The sequence below is a fragment of the Enterobacter sp. 22452 genome (assembly GCF_052045065.1).
In the GTDB taxonomy this organism is placed as follows: domain Bacteria; phylum Pseudomonadota; class Gammaproteobacteria; order Enterobacterales; family Enterobacteriaceae; genus Enterobacter; species Enterobacter mori.
Genome location: NZ_JBQEOB010000009.1, coordinates 45,239 through 62,241 on the forward strand (window position 1 = coordinate 45,239; position 17,003 = coordinate 62,241).

13 protein-coding genes and 2 pseudogenes are annotated in these 17,003 nt (G+C 47.0%); 3 read left to right on the forward strand and 12 right to left on the reverse strand.

Going from position 1 to position 17,003, the window contains the following annotated elements:
• Positions 1 to 283: 283 nt before the first annotated feature.
• The 5 genes from cap3 to ACTJJA_RS20525 form a co-directional block, all read right to left on the reverse strand.
• Complete coding sequence (gene cap3, locus ACTJJA_RS20505) at positions 284 to 694, reverse strand: CBASS system CD-NTase/cGAS isopeptidase Cap3 (RefSeq protein WP_440669055.1); 411 nt, start codon at positions 692 to 694, stop codon at positions 284 to 286.
• Between the two features lie 40 nt (positions 695 to 734).
• The gene (locus ACTJJA_RS20510; protein ID WP_440669056.1) at positions 735 to 2,480 is read right to left on the reverse strand and encodes an E2/UBC family protein; all 1,746 of its coding nucleotides are present in this window, start codon (positions 2,478 to 2,480) and stop codon (positions 735 to 737) included.
• Between the two features lie 23 nt (positions 2,481 to 2,503).
• Complete coding sequence (locus ACTJJA_RS20515; RefSeq protein ID WP_440669057.1) at positions 2,504 to 3,805, reverse strand: CBASS cGAMP synthase; 1,302 nt, start codon at positions 3,803 to 3,805, stop codon at positions 2,504 to 2,506.
• The gene (locus ACTJJA_RS20520) at positions 3,805 to 4,875 is read right to left on the reverse strand and encodes a CBASS cGAMP-activated phospholipase (RefSeq protein WP_214606423.1); all 1,071 of its coding nucleotides are present in this window, start codon (positions 4,873 to 4,875) and stop codon (positions 3,805 to 3,807) included. The genes ACTJJA_RS20515 and ACTJJA_RS20520 overlap by 1 nt, the downstream gene beginning before the upstream one ends.
• A gap of 431 nt (positions 4,876 to 5,306) precedes the next feature.
• Positions 5,307 to 5,618 carry a helix-turn-helix domain-containing protein gene (locus ACTJJA_RS20525; RefSeq protein ID WP_214606424.1) on the reverse strand — a complete coding sequence of 104 codons (312 nt, stop codon included), beginning with the start codon at positions 5,616 to 5,618 and terminating at the stop codon, positions 5,307 to 5,309.
• On the opposite strand from ACTJJA_RS20525, the gene ACTJJA_RS20530 reads away from it, so the two are divergent.
• Positions 5,610 to 6,287, forward strand: a complete 678-nt coding sequence (locus ACTJJA_RS20530) for a hypothetical protein (RefSeq protein ID WP_440669058.1) — start codon at positions 5,610 to 5,612, stop codon at positions 6,285 to 6,287. The genes ACTJJA_RS20525 and ACTJJA_RS20530 overlap by 9 nt on opposite strands.
• On the forward strand, positions 6,281 to 7,669 hold the full coding sequence (locus ACTJJA_RS20535) for a DEAD/DEAH box helicase (RefSeq protein WP_440669059.1): 1,389 nt from the start codon (positions 6,281 to 6,283) through the stop codon (positions 7,667 to 7,669). Before ACTJJA_RS20530 ends, ACTJJA_RS20535 begins: the two co-directional genes overlap by 7 nt.
• 365 nt (positions 7,670 to 8,034) lie before the next feature.
• Here ACTJJA_RS20535 and ACTJJA_RS20540 read toward each other — a convergent pair.
• Positions 8,035 to 8,286: pseudogene (locus tag ACTJJA_RS20540) on the reverse strand (transposase); the annotation flags it as partial.
• Here ACTJJA_RS20540 and ACTJJA_RS20545 point away from each other — a divergent pair.
• Positions 8,281 to 8,534: pseudogene (locus tag ACTJJA_RS20545) on the forward strand (transposase domain-containing protein); the annotation flags it as partial. The pseudogenes ACTJJA_RS20540 and ACTJJA_RS20545 sit on opposite strands and share 6 nt — an antisense overlap.
• Positions 8,535 to 8,591: 57 nt before the next feature.
• On the opposite strand, the gene ACTJJA_RS20550 reads toward ACTJJA_RS20545, so the two are convergent.
• From ACTJJA_RS20550 to ACTJJA_RS20575, 6 genes are all read right to left on the reverse strand, one after another.
• Positions 8,592 to 9,026, reverse strand: a complete 435-nt coding sequence (locus tag ACTJJA_RS20550) for a hypothetical protein (protein ID WP_440669060.1) — start codon at positions 9,024 to 9,026, stop codon at positions 8,592 to 8,594.
• Positions 9,023 to 11,146 (reverse strand): hypothetical protein, encoded by a 2,124-nt coding sequence (locus ACTJJA_RS20555; RefSeq protein WP_440669061.1) that lies wholly within the window; start codon positions 11,144 to 11,146, stop codon positions 9,023 to 9,025. The genes ACTJJA_RS20550 and ACTJJA_RS20555 overlap by 4 nt, the downstream gene beginning before the upstream one ends.
• Before the next feature lie 24 nt (positions 11,147 to 11,170).
• Positions 11,171 to 12,697 (reverse strand): hypothetical protein, encoded by a 1,527-nt coding sequence (locus ACTJJA_RS20560; RefSeq protein ID WP_440669063.1) that lies wholly within the window; start codon positions 12,695 to 12,697, stop codon positions 11,171 to 11,173.
• A gap of 160 nt (positions 12,698 to 12,857) precedes the next feature.
• Positions 12,858 to 14,147 carry a site-specific integrase gene (locus ACTJJA_RS20565; protein WP_440669065.1) on the reverse strand — a complete coding sequence of 430 codons (1,290 nt, stop codon included), beginning with the start codon at positions 14,145 to 14,147 and terminating at the stop codon, positions 12,858 to 12,860.
• 421 nt (positions 14,148 to 14,568) lie between these two features.
• On the reverse strand, positions 14,569 to 15,924 hold the full coding sequence (gene gorA, locus ACTJJA_RS20570) for a glutathione-disulfide reductase (RefSeq protein WP_440669066.1): 1,356 nt from the start codon (positions 15,922 to 15,924) through the stop codon (positions 14,569 to 14,571).
• A 71-nt stretch (positions 15,925 to 15,995) separates the two neighbouring features.
• Positions 15,996 to 16,838 (reverse strand): 23S rRNA (adenine(2030)-N(6))-methyltransferase RlmJ, encoded by an 843-nt coding sequence (locus ACTJJA_RS20575; RefSeq protein ID WP_214606118.1) that lies wholly within the window; start codon positions 16,836 to 16,838, stop codon positions 15,996 to 15,998.
• Positions 16,839 to 17,003: the final 165 nt, after the last annotated feature.

Sequence of the window (17,003 nt, forward strand, 5' to 3'; positions counted from 1 at the left end):
CAAACAAGGTTTTCACTATGACAGCAGATGCTGAGTGTAAAACAAGAACAAGAAATTGTGACGAAGTTTCAGATATAGATTTGCTCTGGAACAAGATCTAACCTTCGACTTAAGTACAGATGCTCCTCTCGAAAATTCAAGCTTAGCTCTTTGTACTTTAGGTGTCAAAGTGATGGAATTAATTTGAATAAGTGTTTTCGTAAAATAACTACCAATACGATAGTTGCTATTGGCAATGCAATTGTAACACTTAGTTTTGAAAAAATTCAATATGTCTAATAATTCATTTTTTTTCTTCTAATTGTTCAATGGCATTCCAATGCTTTTTACCACACCATATTTTCTTTTTGCCCACAATAAGCAAAACCATTGGTTCAGTCGCTTTCAGTCCGGTTCGCCAAGACCTCATATCAGTACTTGATGGCTGTGGGAAATCTTCGGGATGCGTATGCCATTCGCCCAAATAGACTAGAAAACCGTCTGATTGCTGAAATAAGTCATCCACTTTTTGCTGGTGATGTTTGCCTTTTCTTTCTATTCGTAATCGCGATCTTATATCACCTGAGCCTGGTTCTGATATGTGGGTGATGACAATGTGTTTCCCACGACGTTCTCCAATAAGGATTCCTCCTGCCTCGGTACTGGCATGATGTAATTGACGATATAAATACAACCGCTGCACAACATCACTCATGATGACGACATGATTGTAATCATCATCGATAAAAACTAACTCAGTTATGTTCATTGCAGATAGGACAGTTAGGCTGATGTGGCAAAAATTGAGGTTTCAGTGAACGTCCACCTTCTAACATATGCTCGTTGTAAGTCCATTTGAGGTCAGGCTCAAGAGTACTCAAGACTGCCTGTTGAGCCAAAGATGCCGTTATATTACTCACCGCCGCATCATAAGGTGTGTATGTGCTACCACAACTTTTATTTTTTTCACTTGAGATATCGAGGTTGTAAAATCGGGAATCGATACCATTATGGTATTTTGCTGGATTAGTAACCATACATCCATAACAGCTTCGGCCATCATCGATTAAAACTTTGGATGCTCGTCCATTACCATCATTGAAGGCGTGGATAATAATAGGTCTTTGCTCACAGGGAATCTGTCTTACGATAGCCGCAATACGCTTGGAAACAGGAGGTCGGCCTGTTGCATCGATAATAATGTCATATTTTTTCATAACATCAATACTGATGGGGAATTGCTTATAAAATCCTTCTACTCTGGTCTGTAAATGCACAGAGTCTTGAAGTTTTGTTGCGAGTGAGAGCGCTTTGGACCACCCAAAATCATGTGAAGGTAAAATGTGACGACCAAAATTACTAGGACGGTAGATATCATCATCAAATAAATGCAGTAAACCTTTCCCACAACCGGCACCGTTTCGGAGTAACAATTCAGCAATATACCCACCAATGGTTCCGCAACCAACTAAAGCTATACGCTTATCGGATAAGCATTCTTTGCTTCTCCTTTGGGCATTTCGGCTAAGGAGGGTTGCCATATCAGCGCGAACCACACCCAATCGTTTATATGAGGCGCATACATTTTTACCAGCTAACAATGTGGCAAGTTTGGACGTTGATTTTTTAGCTGACCTCTTGTGCCTTCTGAAATCAACAGCGTTAGTATTTAACTCAATATAGATGGCAAATATATCTTGATTGAAAATGTCGAATAAAAAAATATATCTTTTCTTCCCCTCTGTTGTGATGTAGTGAACCACTCTGTCCCTGGCATTATGGTCCGCATTTTCTAGCCAGTCCAGTAATTCGCGGAATGAAGTTGGTGGCCATTTCATCCCAGCAAGACGATTAGGGTTTACAGAAATATAATGAGTGTTGATAGAATAATTTTTCAAAGATTCTTGACGAAGGTATCTTTGATTAAGCCATTTTTTTAAAATGGTTTCAGAGTCCTCGGGAGAGGATTCTTGGACAGTTATATATTCTAGCCTGGGATAACCATCAGGAAATGTTGACTCTGAAAACAGTGTTTTAAGTCTGATCCCGCGGCTTGCTTTTGATAAAATATATAAACTATCACTAGGTCGCCAGTAAGTCGTAAATTCACCTTCGAGTTCTCTCTTATCATTCAGACCATTAGTAGCGGCTAAAACTGAATTAATCAGTGTTCGATGAATCTGGGCATCGACTTCTTTGTACGTACCCTCAAGGTTGTTTGGATCCCAATCAGCTTCCAACTGCTCTACATAACAGAGAATTCCTTCTTGGCTTATGTGAGGCATAAGGCGATCTCTGAACTTTTCAGGCAGATCAACTATGCAAGCTAATGGCAGTTCCGTAAAAGGATCTGGCCGAATAACTAGTGCTACATTGAAATTTCCGGCTTCGGTTTCATATTCTTTCGTATAATAGCCTTTCAGGCGTTCCTGACTGTGTAGGAACGCCTTTTCAGGAAGTTTGCGGGCTAGCGTATAGCGATACCCGCACTCTATCATCATTTTATGGAGCCTTCCTTCCTCCATCAGCCGCTTACCATCGTGGTGTTAATTTTTACAGGCGCCTGCTCCTTAGACGGGGAGATTTGAAATGCAGGAGCCGCAGCAATTGAAGTTATTAACGAGGCATTAGTTACTCGTTTTCCAAACGCATCGTTTATCTTACGTAATGCTTCTTCCCTGCTACTTGAACTCTCTGCATCAAGCAAAATCCCCTCTAAATTTCTCATGGTTTCAACGATGGTTCTCTGATGTACGTTATGATCGCATTCGGCAGGGAAAAGTAACTTTTCATCAGTATCGTCGGGACTTTCCAGACCGCGACAGAATTCATTAGGTAGTAATCTTGCAACTAGTTTCATCGTCCCTGTGAGGTCTGAACCATTATGTGCTTCTCTGTCGAGGATGTTTACAACTGCCGCCATCAGGCTAATAGATGAAGGACCTCCTACTTCCCATTGGGCATCTCTCCAGGCCTTCATAAAGCGGCAAATTGAACGGAGATGACCGCCAATACGCTTGCAACTATCATTAAACCAATCTTCAACAATTTTGGGGTCGCTGATCGACCACCTTCTTGCACCCTGACGCAGCGCTAAATTAACTTTGTCAGGTTCTACTAGATATGCCTCGCGCATATCCATGTTTGCTGATAAAGACTCGAACATGGAGTCGGCACTTTTTATGATGTGTGCTGAATCGGCTGCAGTTTGTTTGGTCTGAAATTGCTCTTTGGGGATCGCATACATCGGTACGTCGATGTGTGTTTTCTCGTGAGGAATTTTGATGCGTCCGCAGGTGTTTTTTTCTTCATATACCCATCCATCGTTTTCAGCCTCTAACGATTTCAGTGACGTATCAACGAGCAGAAGAAGTAAGGTGTGCCCAATACTGGGTTCGGATTCAAAGACCGTCATTGGCATGTAGGTGCCGTCATCGATATCCATTTCCTGACCCGGGTGAAAAGGTCTGTTTAACGTATCGTATTGAAAACTCCCTTGGGTCCAGAAGCGAGGTTGAAATTTGATGAAGTCATCACGAGCTACATCTTCCATTTCAAAAATGAGTCGAGCGAGAGTCTCACGGTCTGAGGGAGAGAGGTAGCGAACATTAGTTTGCTCCAGTTTAAATCTAACGCTTTCAAGCGTCAGAGTTTGCTTTCTGACGTCTGTAGCAATTTGACGAGCTTCTTTAAACACATCCCTCGTTCTTTCACGGACTTTCTGGCGAAGTGCTTTCAGTTTGTCGGATTCAGTCTTACCCAATTTTAGTTTACTGATTAAGCCATCCACACTATGGCTGTAGTAATTGTTAAAATCCCAACGCATTAGTGGATCTCCTGCGCATTCATGCGCTTAAAGGGTTTTGCGGGAGTAGTGAAAAAATTCTTAAGCTTCTGATCTTGAGCGAACTTAACATTGGCGAGCTGCCTTCCCCTTGCGCTTAAATTTTCAAGGGAACTCTTCGTGGCATTATCTAGAGTGATATCACTGGCTGCTTCATTGGGGATAATTTCATCCAGGTAGATGTAGTTATCCACCGCGTCATGGAGCATAAGCTCACGCTGTAGCATATTTTTATGAAGATGCTGGTTAGCTGTCATGGTTGTAAGCACTAGCCGTTTTCCCATACCCCAGAGACGACAGTAGCCATTCCACCATGTTTTGCTCAACAACTTTGGACTAAGTGAATACTCTTCACCAACAGTGCCGATATTAAGTATATGTATGTCTTTATGGGTGACGCTGAAGTCAGAATTCATATCCCTGAAAACTTCTAGAAGTCCTATGTAGCTAGGATTGTTTGCGACCAGACCACCATCGGCAAAATACGCGCGGAGATCCTCACAATAATGTGGGGCAAAATACGTTGGCGCGGCTGAGGTTGCGAGTGCTGCATCTATCAATTTAAGAGGTCCATCACGAGTAAAATCTGGGTTGTGTGGTGTCTTAAAAAACTGCGGTTTTCCTGTTGAAAGATTTACTGCCGGGATCATTACTCGCCGGGTAAGGTCATTGAATGTGGTTTCAGCACCAATCATTTCTTGAATTGTTTCGCGAAGAGGATTGCTGCGGTAGATGGGGGCACAAAGTGATCTAAGCAAGTTGGTCAGGGACCATCTTTTGGGAAAAATGTCATTCGCCCTATCGAAGAAAACTCGTTCCAGCTCGCGGGCACTTTTCCCTGTAGCAAGGCCGAGAGCCAATATGCCGCCTATTGACGTCCCTGTAATGAGGTCAAAATAGTCGCCAATTTTAATATCCTGATTGGGGTGCTTGCTGGCCAGTATCCTCTCAATCTCGGAAAGGACACTTATTGTAAACATACCCCTGGCTCCACCGCCATTCAGACTGAGTATCCGCACACCGTAGTGATTTCCTGCACTTATGTCAGACATAGCCAGCTCCTCTCGGAAAGATAGCTATTAGATATGTCTGTTTTTTCCCTTTTCAATGTACAAATAACCAGTGATTTAAAATTAAGTCAAAAAAACTTTAATTTAAACGATTTATGGATATTGGTTCTGTTTTTGCTGTTCTTTTTGAAGTTAAATTTCAGTAGTGTCTTTTCCAGGCTATTTGATCAAAGGATTACCCACGCAACCAGCGTGCAGATGTCAATCTCATCACTATCTTCTTGGCCATAATGAGCGCAAGTTATGGTGCTAAAAACGATGAGCTAAGCGCCCGAGATCTCTGCCATGAAACAGATATGTATGTAGGGAAAGTTTGCGGAAAGATGCTGGATCTTAATCTCCCTGTGCTACTGAAGAAGAACTCTCAGTCTGGGTAAGAGGTGGTTTCTTCAACTGCAGTGAAGTTAAGCTTTTTAAAGTTGGTCTTTCTTCAGAATTTTGATCAGTTCAACTTGCTGTTGTTCTGACATGTTAGCGATCAGGCGAGCTAGCTCTGCAGTCGTTTCGTTCTCGCAAAAGAAGTAGTTGATCGGCACCCCAAGCTCATCAGCCATACGCTTGAGAGTATCAATGTCAGGAGTATGTCTCCCCTTCTCGTAGTGGTTCATGCGGCCGCTCGCTGAACTTGGTTCCATGCCAATTCGGATACCCAATTCTTTTTGAGTGATCCCGGCTTTTGTTCTGGCTGTTTTGAGCCTGTCAGGTATCGGGTTTGGGTGAGCCACGTAGTCATCATCATTGCCTTAAGGTACTTAGATTGTCTAAGTTTCGTTGGTTTCTGTATACTTAGCAATTCTAAGTTTGCTGATTTGGATGTTTTAATAATGAAGTCTGCAGTGAAGTTGCACCCTTTTATGTATAATTTATTGATAGAGAAGGATTTTAAAGAGTTTGGTGCTATCCATCTCAGGGATGCTTTGCTGAAGATTACAGATTCATATGCCGATGTGATAGAAGCAAGAAAATTCATCCACAGACAACTTCTCCGACTTGAGGCATTAGGTTTCATTTCGAAACTCGAAAATCGTGATGGACGCCCGAAGAACTTGTACAAGAAGACGGAAAGCTTCTATTCAACGGCTTTCATACCAAGAAAATTGCCAAGTAACTCGCGCCTAGCAGCTATGCCCGAAAATGTGAAAATATCCGTTTTGGATGTCGATCTGTTCTTAGTGGACCTGAGAAAAGAAAAAACTGTCCATGAGGCCAAACTTGCCGTCATTCTGAGTGAAATTGAAGAGTACCAGTCTCTCATGGAGCGTTTCCCCAGTAGAAGGAGCTGCTTTATTGAACTCCATCAGCACGCAAAAAATCAGTCCGCCGCTTTGCTTGGCAGGGTTACTGCTTTATCGAAAGTGCTAGGTCAGCTTAGCGAAGGGCAGAGCGTATGCTGAGAGAGTGGCAGAAAGAATGCTCTGAAGCAGCGTTAGAAAAATATCAATCTGGATCGCCGCACTTTCTATGTCTTGCTAGTCCTGGTGCAGGAAAAACCGTGATGGCTGCAGAAGTTGCCAGGAAAATGCTGGAGCTTAAATTGGTAGATCTCATCCTATGCTTTGCACCTTCATCTGTGGTGGTTTCATCCATTGAAAGTACTTTCTCCCATATTCTTCAAAGGAACTTTAATGGTGGTCTTGGCGCAGTAGGTGCTGCGTATACTTATCATAGCCTGATGTATTTCGATAAGAGCTTCTGGAACTCTTTACAGATGCATCGGGTATTAGTCGTTTTCGACGAAATCCATCATTGTTCTGGCGATTCTCTGGAGAATGCTAATATATGGGGAGGGGAAATCCTTTCTCAAGTTCAGCAATGTGCCAGTTACTCTTTGGCACTAACAGGAACCCCGTGGCGAACTGATAGTACTCCTATAGTACTCTCAAATTACACTGATCCGGATGGGGTGATCTGTTGCGACTACGTATATGGACTACATGAGGCTATTGTCGATGGTGTTTGCCGTAAACCTAAAATCGCCCTGATAAACAGCAATAATTTAGTTTATTCATCAAAGGAGAATGTTCAACATTTTGGTTCCATCACAGATTTCCTGAGTGAAACCATTGCTTCGTATCAATCAATAATTTGGCATCCAGAGGCAATGAAGTATGTACTAGAAGCTGGATGTAAAAAACTTCACGAAATACGGAAAGTTAATCCTGATGCGGGTGGTTTAGTTGTTGCTTCTTCAGTCGAGCATGCATATAAGCTACTGTATATTCTGGAGAATGAGTTTGAGCAAACAGCGACAATTGTTACGTATCACGATCGAGATTCTTTAGCTAAGATTGGATATTATCGGCAATCAACTACAGAATGGATTGTTAGCGTTGGTATGATTAGTGAGGGTACAGATATCCCCAGACTACAGGTCTGCTGCCACCTTAGTTCTGTCAAAACAGAACTATACTTCAGACAAGTATTGGGCAGGATTTTACGGGTAAATCAGAGTGAAAATCAGGAAGCCTGGTTATTTACAATGGCTACTGATGAACTGACTTTATTCTCAAATAGACTGGTCGAAGATTTGCCAGAAGACTATAAGATTCTGCAGAAACAATCGGATGAGTGGTCATTTCCTATACATGAGACTGAGTCTACATTCCCAGAAATAGTGCGCAGAAATGGTATGTCAAAAATCGAAGAGTTTAATATGAAAATGGATTTCAGTGAAATAACCATATCGTCACCTGCTATTTTAGAGAAAACAAAACAACTAAACATGGGTTCTCTATATCAACAGGTGATCGACGCATTCTTATTTTCAGTTGTTTGATTTTGCTTTAATCGACGTCTGGACCTGATAACGATTTCAAGATTGAGTAAAAACATTGATTTTATGTGAGAATCGGCTTGTTACGGCCAGTTTTCCAACGTAATATTCAATGGTTTTCATCGACATAACGGGAAATTTTAAAAGTATTGCATTGTCTTTTATTATTAACCAATTGAAGTTTTAAATTTTCCAGTTGATTTTTTAATAAGTTGTTTTCATATTCAAGTTTAAGTGTTTTTAGGCTTTGTTGAATAAAGCTAACTTTTGCTAAGTTGCAGGATCAGATCACGCATCATCCTGATAATACAGGCCATACCGTGGTAAAGCAGAAGTGCAAAATCACTCACTGGGAGACCTACAACTAAACCCTTCTCCCTGAGGCCATGATAATACAGTTTTGCCCAGAAATATGAGTTTGCCGTTTTAGCAGCCCGTTCGGCGAACGTCTGCCGGACGAACTTGGAACATTGCCAGTGCCAGTATAGCTAGGATTTCTGGCCTCTCCGCTCGGTTACAGGCACAATACCTGCATAGTTCTGTATTTCCTCGATACAATTAAAACGGTTATCATCTAATGCTGCGAGCAAACATGGACCCGTGCAGGGCCATATGGCTGGGCTGAAGCGGATAACAATTTAGCCACGCGCTACGGCTGATCTGCCTGGGCAGGAAAAACTGGTTGTTCTCCGGCTCAGATCACGGAGGTGTGCGCGGTGCGCTGCTGCACAGTCTGATTTGGACGTGCAAACTGAATGGAATAGATCCGGAACACTACCTTCATTATGTGTTTGTTGTTATCGCAGACTGGTCAGTCAACCGGCTCAGTGAACTGCTACCGTGGCGCGTCACACTGCCTGTGGAATAGCCTTCTACGTCAATACGGTCCTCGCTGTACGCTTACGAGTTTAGTCGTCAGATTGTATTATTTTAGTCGGTGTATCCCTGCCCGCTTCGCTTCTGTCAATGCGACTTCCAGTTCCTCAATGCGAAGATGTGCTTCCCGCAATGCCCATGCCAGCCGGTGGTGTTCTGCTGCCATGTTTGAAACAGTAAGCTTCAGCGCACGATTTTCCTCGCGAAGGGCCAGTTTCAGCTTTTGTGTCTTATTGAGCCGGGCTCGCAACGTCGGTACAGGTGAGGGGGCTGCAGGCCTGTATTTCCGGCCCTGCAATATGGCAACTTTGATTCGGGTGATCAATTCAGGGTAGTAGTATGCACTGCCGTTTCCGAGTCTGGCTTCCTCTTCAACGGCTCTGACACTGAGTTTCCGGTCAGCCTGAATATGCACCGGAGTGCCTTCAAGCAGGCGGGTGAGTGCAGATTCCAGCCTGAGTTGTGCGTTATCAGACCCCTTCATCTCTGTTCTCCTTTGCCCTCGTAGCGTTGAAATGGCAGGTCAAAATCCTGCATAACGTTCTCTGCTGCCCTGATCTGTGTGATGCAATGGGCATATTCCTGGGGTGAGAAGGTTTGGTTCTTTGCCAGCCATACTATCAGTTGCGTGTGCTTCCTTTGCCACCAGGCAGCGTTTTCGGCGTCAATTATGCTTCCACCCCCGCGGCAATTTACACAAAATGCCGGGTTAACAACACCATCCATACTGCAGTCATAACCGTTTTTACAGTAGCCATGCAGTGTACCGTGAAGAGTGAGCCTGCCCGTGCTGAGAAGCTGCCAGATGCTTTCCCAAGAGCGATACACCACGGGTAAGTCCTGACGCATGGCAACAATGGCTTTTCCATGTGTTCCGCTGAGCGGCGTAATGCCATTGAACCAGTCGTAATAGAGGCGAGTATTATTATCGAGTCGTTCGCGATCAATCAGATCCTGAAGTTCTGTATCGATAAGTACGTTGTTCATCCGCGATGCAATCCCCCCTTCGCAATACCACTCGGACATTTTCAACCGGAGATGGCCAAACTGCTGTTTGATGGCAATGGCGCTTCCCAGGTTATTTTTGACAGCAAAGACGGCCAGTGTTCGTCTGAACATATGCGTGGTCATTGGCCAGTTGGTGTTACTGTTCTGGAGTTTTTCTGTCCGTAGCCTACTGTTTGGATTCAGGGTAATACATTCCCTCAGCGTGTCGTTATCAATGGTGGCTGAGACTTGCCTGGCAAATGCCTGCAGACGGGCATTCCAGCGAATAATCAGAACGGGAAGGCGTGAACGGTATGTCTGGCTCAGCCAGAGTGAACGTGAAAGATTGAGGTAGTGTTCTTTCTCTGAGATTCCAGTGCTCCATTTTGCAGCGTCCTCCAGCTGACATCGGGCCAGCCGGGTCAGTGAGGTGGCCAGTTGAATGGCTTTCTCCGTTATCGGGCTGGTGATCCAGGTCTCCTGCTTTTCGCCAAATTTGAAGGTCCTACCTTTCAGAAGGCAGAATGTTTCTCCCCCGATGACCTCTGTATGAAAACTGTCCTTTGTCAATTCAAAAAGTTCGCTAAGTCGCATACCACTGAACGCCGCGCAGCAAATGAAACAGGATGTCAGGAGTTGTCCCCGGAACTTTTTAAGCCAGTCACCGTCGGCTTTTTCCCCGGGGAGTAGTCCGGAGGGCCCGAGACAGGAATGAATCGTGTCCTGCACACGCTCGCGCAGAAAAGACTTTATGGTCACACTGTACCGGTGCTTATCTGTAATTTCCCCTTCAGGATTAACCAGGGCAGGAAAACGACCCTCAGCAAGATAAGCATCCACGATGGATTTAGCCTGGAGATAGTTTTCCTGAAGCCGCCTTTCGGTCTCTTCCAGTGCAAGTCTGTGCGGCCATGCTGATTCGACAAAGCGAATAGCTTCACCGTAGAGGGTGTCTGCGACAGATTGCGGGAGAGCCAGAATCTGCTGATTTGTACGCCGTTCGTTGTGGCAGAGTCGTCCGGCAAGGTCGTCGACCTTAAATTCGGGAAGTATCAGTCTGATGTTATGCCAACTGGCGTTTTTGGCAATAAAACGGAGCGTCCGAAACACATGCCCGACGGAAATATGAGACCAGTCTTTAGCCTGCACCCACGCAAGAAAGGACTGCCATACCCCGGTCTGATTCAGCGCGACGATACTGTCGTGGTTGTTTTCTGCTAAAAAAGAAAAAATCTCATTAAGCGGTGTATTGCAACGGGATTCTATCGAGGAGAACTTAGCCGGACGCGAACGCGTGGATGAGCGATGAAATAACCAGCCATAAACAATGATTTTCGCTTCAAGCTGAAGGCCGGGACATGAATTCAGATAAGCAAATCTGAGTCGATTTTTGCTTACTCTGGATTCCTTTGTGTGAGCATAAGGCCTGCAGTTCCATGTGTCCTGGCCAAATAAAGCGACGGGATGCCCGTCATTGTCATAACAGATGACGGTTCTGTTCAGTGCATTCCGGTTGCCTGATTTTACTAGGGCGATAATGTCTGACGTTCCTGGTATAAATGCCTGTGAACTCCCCTCAGGAATGTCAATGGCCAGCGCCGGGACTTTGTATGCCATAACGATGTTGCCTCCTGCAGGAATTTACTCCGTTGTCCAGAGTGGGTGAGGACCGTCATTTTTCAGCCGCCGTTCCGCTCGTCTCACCATATCGGTGTTCAGCAGTTTGATTCTTTCATCCAGTGAACTGAGCAACGTCAGGAAATTTTTCTGGTAATGATTCAGATTAAGATGGTGTTCCCGGGAATTCCGCAATGTGTCTCTGAAGCTGAGCAGACACCATATATCGGTCTCTGACTCCACAAGCACCTGGTGTCGACAGGCAAAACAGTTCAGCAGACTGGCACAGGCCAGTGACTCGCCGTTACCGACCAGTTGATGGGTGAGGGACTGTAGTGTGAATTTTCGACTTTCAGTACCTTCAGGAGCAGAGCAGTAGCATCCATGTGCACTTCTCAGAGGGCGGGAGACGCTTTCCAGGTAGGCTTTATACGTCAGTACAGGTATGTCCAGTTGCTTCCTGAGCTCATCTTCGGCGGCTTCGATTCCTGAGCGGTGTCGTGACTGGTATTCGAGCACGGCGGTGACGTCACGCAGCATTCTGTTGTTATCGTGCTTATTTCCACTGGCGTAGTGCGTATTTACAACTGCAGGTGTGTTATCAAGTAACACACTGGTCTGCAGCGGATCATATCGGGCAAGCGAGAGCATACTCCCGGTCGCCCTGAAGCGGGCGGCAGTCAGATGAAGAGGCGCGCCGCTGTCATCTTTAATCCCCAGAACCCCGGAAATAAATCGCCGATTAAATGTCGATAATGCGGCTATTGGAAAGGGGACAATCTTACCATTGACTGCTGTTTTGAGGAGAAAGGTTTCGGGTTCATCGCTCAGTTGGCGGGAAACGGCCGTGAGCTGGTCAAAGAACTGCAGTGAATATTTGGGAATATCCAGGTGGTCATGCCCGGTGAAATAAACGGTCACTGTTCTGAAAGCCCGTCTCTTAAACGCCGGCATCCGGTACCAGCTCTCTGAAACAGAACGTGCACTGTTATGTGGCCGCTTCAGGGACAAAAGAACCGAAGTATTTGACCAAGTATAGTAGGCCAGAAGATAAAGCGCGCAACACATCAGCTTGCTGATCCCTCCGCAGACCGGGTAAAGCACTCCTTGCCAGTTGAAGTGCATGGACGGAGTGGTTCTGTAGGCGTTGATGTGTTTTGCAGGGTCAGCGATAAACTGACCTGATAGCTGTTTAAACATTCCCCGCAGTAACGGCAGTAAGCGTCTGAGCTCTGCGGTGCTGTAACCCTGTACCGGTACACGCTGTAATCGACTGAAGACAGGGACATCGCTCATCAGTGCTTCGGCTGGAAGGCCAAGCAGGTTCAGACAGGATGAGAGCTGGGAACGCAGGCCTACCAGAGAGGTATCTTTCAGCTTTCCTTTCCTGTTTTGGTCAGTAAAGAATTGTGCCTGCAGCTGCACGGCTTCCGCAGAGAAAGGCGTCAGTTGAGCACGGTCACATAACCGGGTGTGGGATATCATGAACGTAAATAGCGTCCCTTTGGTGGCGCTGCTTAAATCATTTCTTTGTTTTAATGCTGATATCATAGAGCGAACCCACGGGTCCCGGTGGGCAAATATCAGCTTACCGCCCCCCTGAATCGTCCGTGTGAGGGGAATATGCAGGTATCTCAGGCGATTAAAGTCGAGAATCAAATTTTTTCGCTCATTGTGCAAACACTCAAGACAGAGGTGTGGATCCCAGGGGTTATTTATCACCGGGAGGCTCCTTCAGGGTGAGGTGCATGATGTTATCCATCAACTCAAATTTATCCTTAAGCAGTGTTTCGTATCTCAGATAAGTCAGGTACTTCCAGGTGGTGGCTTCGTTGTTGTGCCCCATCCATCCCATCAGCAGATCCATAGCCTCATGTGGGGCCAGACCAGCATCGAGTAAGTGTTGCAAACGCAAAGTGGCGTAGGTGCAGCGTAAATCGTGGAATTTATGTCTGAACGTTGGGACAAACGTTTTTAGATGGGTCCTGAACTCTGCCCAGCGGGTAGCGAAAACTGCCGGAGTGACTGGATTTCCCTGCTGGCTGATGAACAGGGGTTCGAACCGGCACCGGGTATTCTTCGTTTCTGGTGCAACAGAGCGTCTGTTTAGTAGTGCATTCAATCGGCGTAATCTGCGCTCCTGTATGACATATTCCTTCAGACTTTCCAGTAAGGAAGCAGATATTTCAATTTTACGCGTTTTAGAATACTTCGTTGGGATCCCATTTTCAGGGCCGATCCGAATAAGGTACCGGTTTTTGAGATGGCTGGTTGGGGCTGCCTGAAAGAGAGCATCAACAGTGAATCCACAAGCCTCCTCCAGCCTGAGTCCCGACTGTAGCGCCAGCGTGCATATCAATCGGAATTCAACAGGTGTTGACGGGAGTTGGTGAAACATCAGAGACAATTCTTCAAGGCTTAAGGGATTCAGAGACGCGGTACCATTGATATTTGTTTTTCGGGGGCTGCGTATCCGGAGGTCATAAGGGATGGTCATCGAGCGTCGCTTAAATTTTCCGGGTTCATCGGGGTTCTGAATGTGAATAATATCCACCCCAAACGGGGCATGTTCCTCGTCTGTTTTTAACAGGTTGTTTGATACTGCCCAATTATAAAACTGAATAATATGCCCCATGTAGGTACTGGCGGTTGAATACGCCAGGTCTCCATTATTGATTGCAGGCAATAAGTCTGTATTTCGAAAAAGGTAAAGGGGCTTATCCGCACGAGAAAAAGGCATAAAATCCCATCGTATATCTGTGCGCTCCAGAAAACGCCAGTAGCGTAAAAGTGCTCTGGAACAGGAACTGAGGTCCTGAAGCATTCTTTCTGAAACGAGTGAAATGAACCAGAGGTTCACTGAGTTGACATAGTATCCTGCTGCGTCATACAAGGCAGGCAATGGGGGCAGTATTCTCTGTTTGTTGAAATGGATGACTGCTCCTGAGAAAGATATTTTTCCGCCGATTGATACCGGGGTTGTCGTTATCAATCGAGCCATATTATTTCTCTCAGATGACTTCATCATATATGGTTAATAACAACAGAATATGCCTGTACCAGGGGAGATAATGTGACAGAGTGAACATTAATCCTCCCGTATGCCTGAGAGGAGATTTGATAAGCATATTCGGAAGAAGAGATTTTCTGAGGGCGACGGGTCTGATATCGAAATGGGGAAACCGATCCTGATGGGACGCAATACACCTGATGCGATTACGATGGTTTTAAAGGTAGGCTGAAACAAACTCGGGAAGTGTTAATTAATGGGATTCTTTGGATGTGCAATTGTAGGCTGCTAGTGACATAAGCCTGCACAAAAGTAACTTTTTATTCCTATAGGTATTCTAAAGGCAAGTCTGGAAAACTGACGACACATGTCAGTTTTCCAGATGGGTAAGTGTAGCAGTGATTTTTCTACATTAACGTGTCATGGTAACAAACTCTTCCGCCGCAGTCGGGTGGATCGCTACGGTGTTATCGAAATCTTTCTTCGTTGCGCCCATCTTCAGCGCCACCGCAAAGCCCTGCAGGATCTCGTCCATACCGAAGCCGATGCCGTGGATACCGACAATTTTCTCTTCCGGGCCTACACACACCAGCTTCATGCGGCACGGCTGGCGGTGAGAGGTGACGGCGGTATACATCGCGGTGAACGCCGATTTATACACTTTCACCTGGTCGTCGCCGTACTGCTCGCGCGCCTGCGGCTCGGTTAAGCCGACGGTGCCGATTGGCGGGTGGCTGAAGACCACGGTTGGGATAAGGTTGTAATCCAGATGCTCGTCCGGCTTGTTGTTAAACAGGCGCTCGGAGAGACGACGACCCGCCGCAACGGCAACCGGGGTCAGCTCAACGGCACCGGTATTATCGCCGACCGCGTAAATGCCAGGCACGCTGGTGTTCTGGAATTTATCAACGACGATGTAGCCTTTATCGTTGGTTTTCACGCCCGTTACAGCCAGGTTGAAGTTATCGTTCGCCGGTTCACGACCGATCGCCCAGATCAGGCAGTCGACGGTCTGGCTGCGGCCATCTTCCAGCTCCAGGGTCAGGCTGCCGTCTGCATTTTTCACGACCGCTTTTGGTACGGCGTTGGTGTGCAGGGTCGGGCCTTCGGTGTTCATCACTTCGACCAGGGTATCGACAATCAGCGGGTCAAAGCTGCGCAGCGGCGCATGTTTACGCACGAACAGGTGCGCCTCAGCGCCCAGGCCGTTAATCACCCCGGCCAGTTCCACCGCGATGTACCCCGCGCCAACAACGGCAACGCGTTTTGGCAGGGCTGGCAGCTCGAAGAAACCGTCGGAGTCGATGCCGTATTCCACGCCCGGGATGTTCGGGTGGCTCGGACGGCCGCCGGTGGCGATCAGGATGTGATCGGCAGTGATCGTCTCGCCGTTCACTTCGATCGTTTTCGCGTCCACAAAGCGGGCGAAACCGCGGATCACGTCGACGTTATTTTTGCCCAGCACGTTGTCGTACGAGGTGTGAATGCGGTCGATGTAGGCGGTACGGCTGGCGATCAGCTTGTCCCAGTCGAAGTTATTGATGGTAGTGTCAAAGCCATAATCCGGACCGTACATATGGATAGCTTCACGGATTTGCGCCGCATGCCACATCACTTTTTTCGGTACACAACCCACGTTCACGCAGGTGCCGCCCAGCGCTTTGGCTTCAATCAGCGCACACTTTTGGCCGTACATGGCCGCGCGGTTGATCGAGGCGATGCCGCCGCTGCCGCCGCCGATTGCGATGTAGTCATAATGCTTAGTCATAGCTTTTGTCCTTAATCGTGAATTGCCGCGATTGTATACCTGAAATCAATAGTTTCCACCGATGGCTGCGATTACTCCGGTACGATCCAACTGACGGTCGCGTGGCCAGTACCCGCTGGCACCAGCGTTTTGTGCAGCCACGGCAGCACGTTGTTCATCTGCGCTTCGAGCTTCCACGGCGGGTTGATCACAATCATGCCGGAAGCGGTCATGCCGCGCTGATCGCTGTCCGGGCGTACCGCCAGCTCAATCTGCAGGATTTTGCGGATACCGGTCGCTTCCAGGTCTTTGATCATGCGCTTGATTTGCGCGCGCAGCACCACCGGGTACCACAGGGCATAGGTGCCGGTAGCGAAGCGTTTGTAACCTTCGTGGATGCCGGTCACCACCGCCTGATAGTCGGTTTTAATTTCGTACGGCGGGTCGATCAGCACCAGGCCGCGACGGGAGACCGGCGGCAGCTTGGCTTTCAGCTGCTGGTAGCCGTCGGCTTTTTCCACGCGGGCGCGGCTGTCTTTCTGGAATTCAGAACGCAGCAGCGGGAAGTCGCTCGGGTGCAGCTCGGTTAACTGGATGCTGTCCTGCTCGCGCAGCAGCTGGCGGGCAATCAGCGGTGAGCCTGGGTAGTAGCGCAGCTGGCCGTTGCGGTTGAAGTGATTTACCACGCCAATGTATGGCTCCAGCTCGGCAGGCAGATCGTCCTGCTGCCAGATGCGGGCGATGCCTTCAAGGTATTCACCGGTACGCTCGGCATGTTCGCCGCTCAGCTGATAACGGCCCGCGCCCGCGTGGGTGTCGAGATAAAGAAACGGCTTCTCTTTCTCTTTGAGCGCTTCAATGATCAGGCTCTGAACGGTGTGTTTAAGGACGTCGGCGTGGTTGCCAGCGTGGAAGCTGTGGCGATAACTGAGCATGGATGAATGTGTTCCAGGTAGTAAACGTAGGCCCGATAAGCGTAGCGCCATCGGGCAAAAATAGAGCGTATCGCCACAGTATACAGAAAAGTTTCCACGGCCGCGAAAGCGCAACGTCCGGCATTGAAATCCTCTACACTTAACCCCATTCTAGATCTCATATGC

Excerpts from the sequence above, each read along its gene's own strand:
- ACTJJA_RS20575 (WP_214606118.1), bottom strand. The coding sequence starts at position 16,838 with ATGCTCAGTTATCGCCACAGCTTCCACGCTGGCAACCACGCCGACGTC.
- ACTJJA_RS20515 (WP_440669057.1), bottom strand. The coding sequence starts at position 3,805 with ATGCGTTGGGATTTTAACAATTACTACAGCCATAGTGTGGATGGCTTA.
- gorA (WP_440669066.1), bottom strand. The coding sequence starts at position 15,924 with ATGACTAAGCATTATGACTACATCGCAATCGGCGGCGGCAGCGGCGGC.
- ACTJJA_RS20535 (WP_440669059.1), top strand. The coding sequence starts at position 6,281 with ATGCTGAGAGAGTGGCAGAAAGAATGCTCTGAAGCAGCGTTAGAAAAA.
- ACTJJA_RS20510 (WP_440669056.1), bottom strand. The coding sequence starts at position 2,480 with ATGATGATAGAGTGCGGGTATCGCTATACGCTAGCCCGCAAACTTCCT.
- ACTJJA_RS20550 (WP_440669060.1), bottom strand. The coding sequence starts at position 9,026 with ATGAAGGGGTCTGATAACGCACAACTCAGGCTGGAATCTGCACTCACC.
- ACTJJA_RS20520 (WP_214606423.1), bottom strand. The coding sequence starts at position 4,875 with ATGTCTGACATAAGTGCAGGAAATCACTACGGTGTGCGGATACTCAGT.
- ACTJJA_RS20565 (WP_440669065.1), bottom strand. The coding sequence starts at position 14,147 with ATGGCTCGATTGATAACGACAACCCCGGTATCAATCGGCGGAAAAATA.
- cap3 (WP_440669055.1), bottom strand. The coding sequence starts at position 694 with ATGAGTGATGTTGTGCAGCGGTTGTATTTATATCGTCAATTACATCAT.
- ACTJJA_RS20555 (WP_440669061.1), bottom strand. The coding sequence starts at position 11,146 with ATGGCATACAAAGTCCCGGCGCTGGCCATTGACATTCCTGAGGGGAGT.
- ACTJJA_RS20560 (WP_440669063.1), bottom strand. The coding sequence starts at position 12,697 with ATGATATCAGCATTAAAACAAAGAAATGATTTAAGCAGCGCCACCAAA.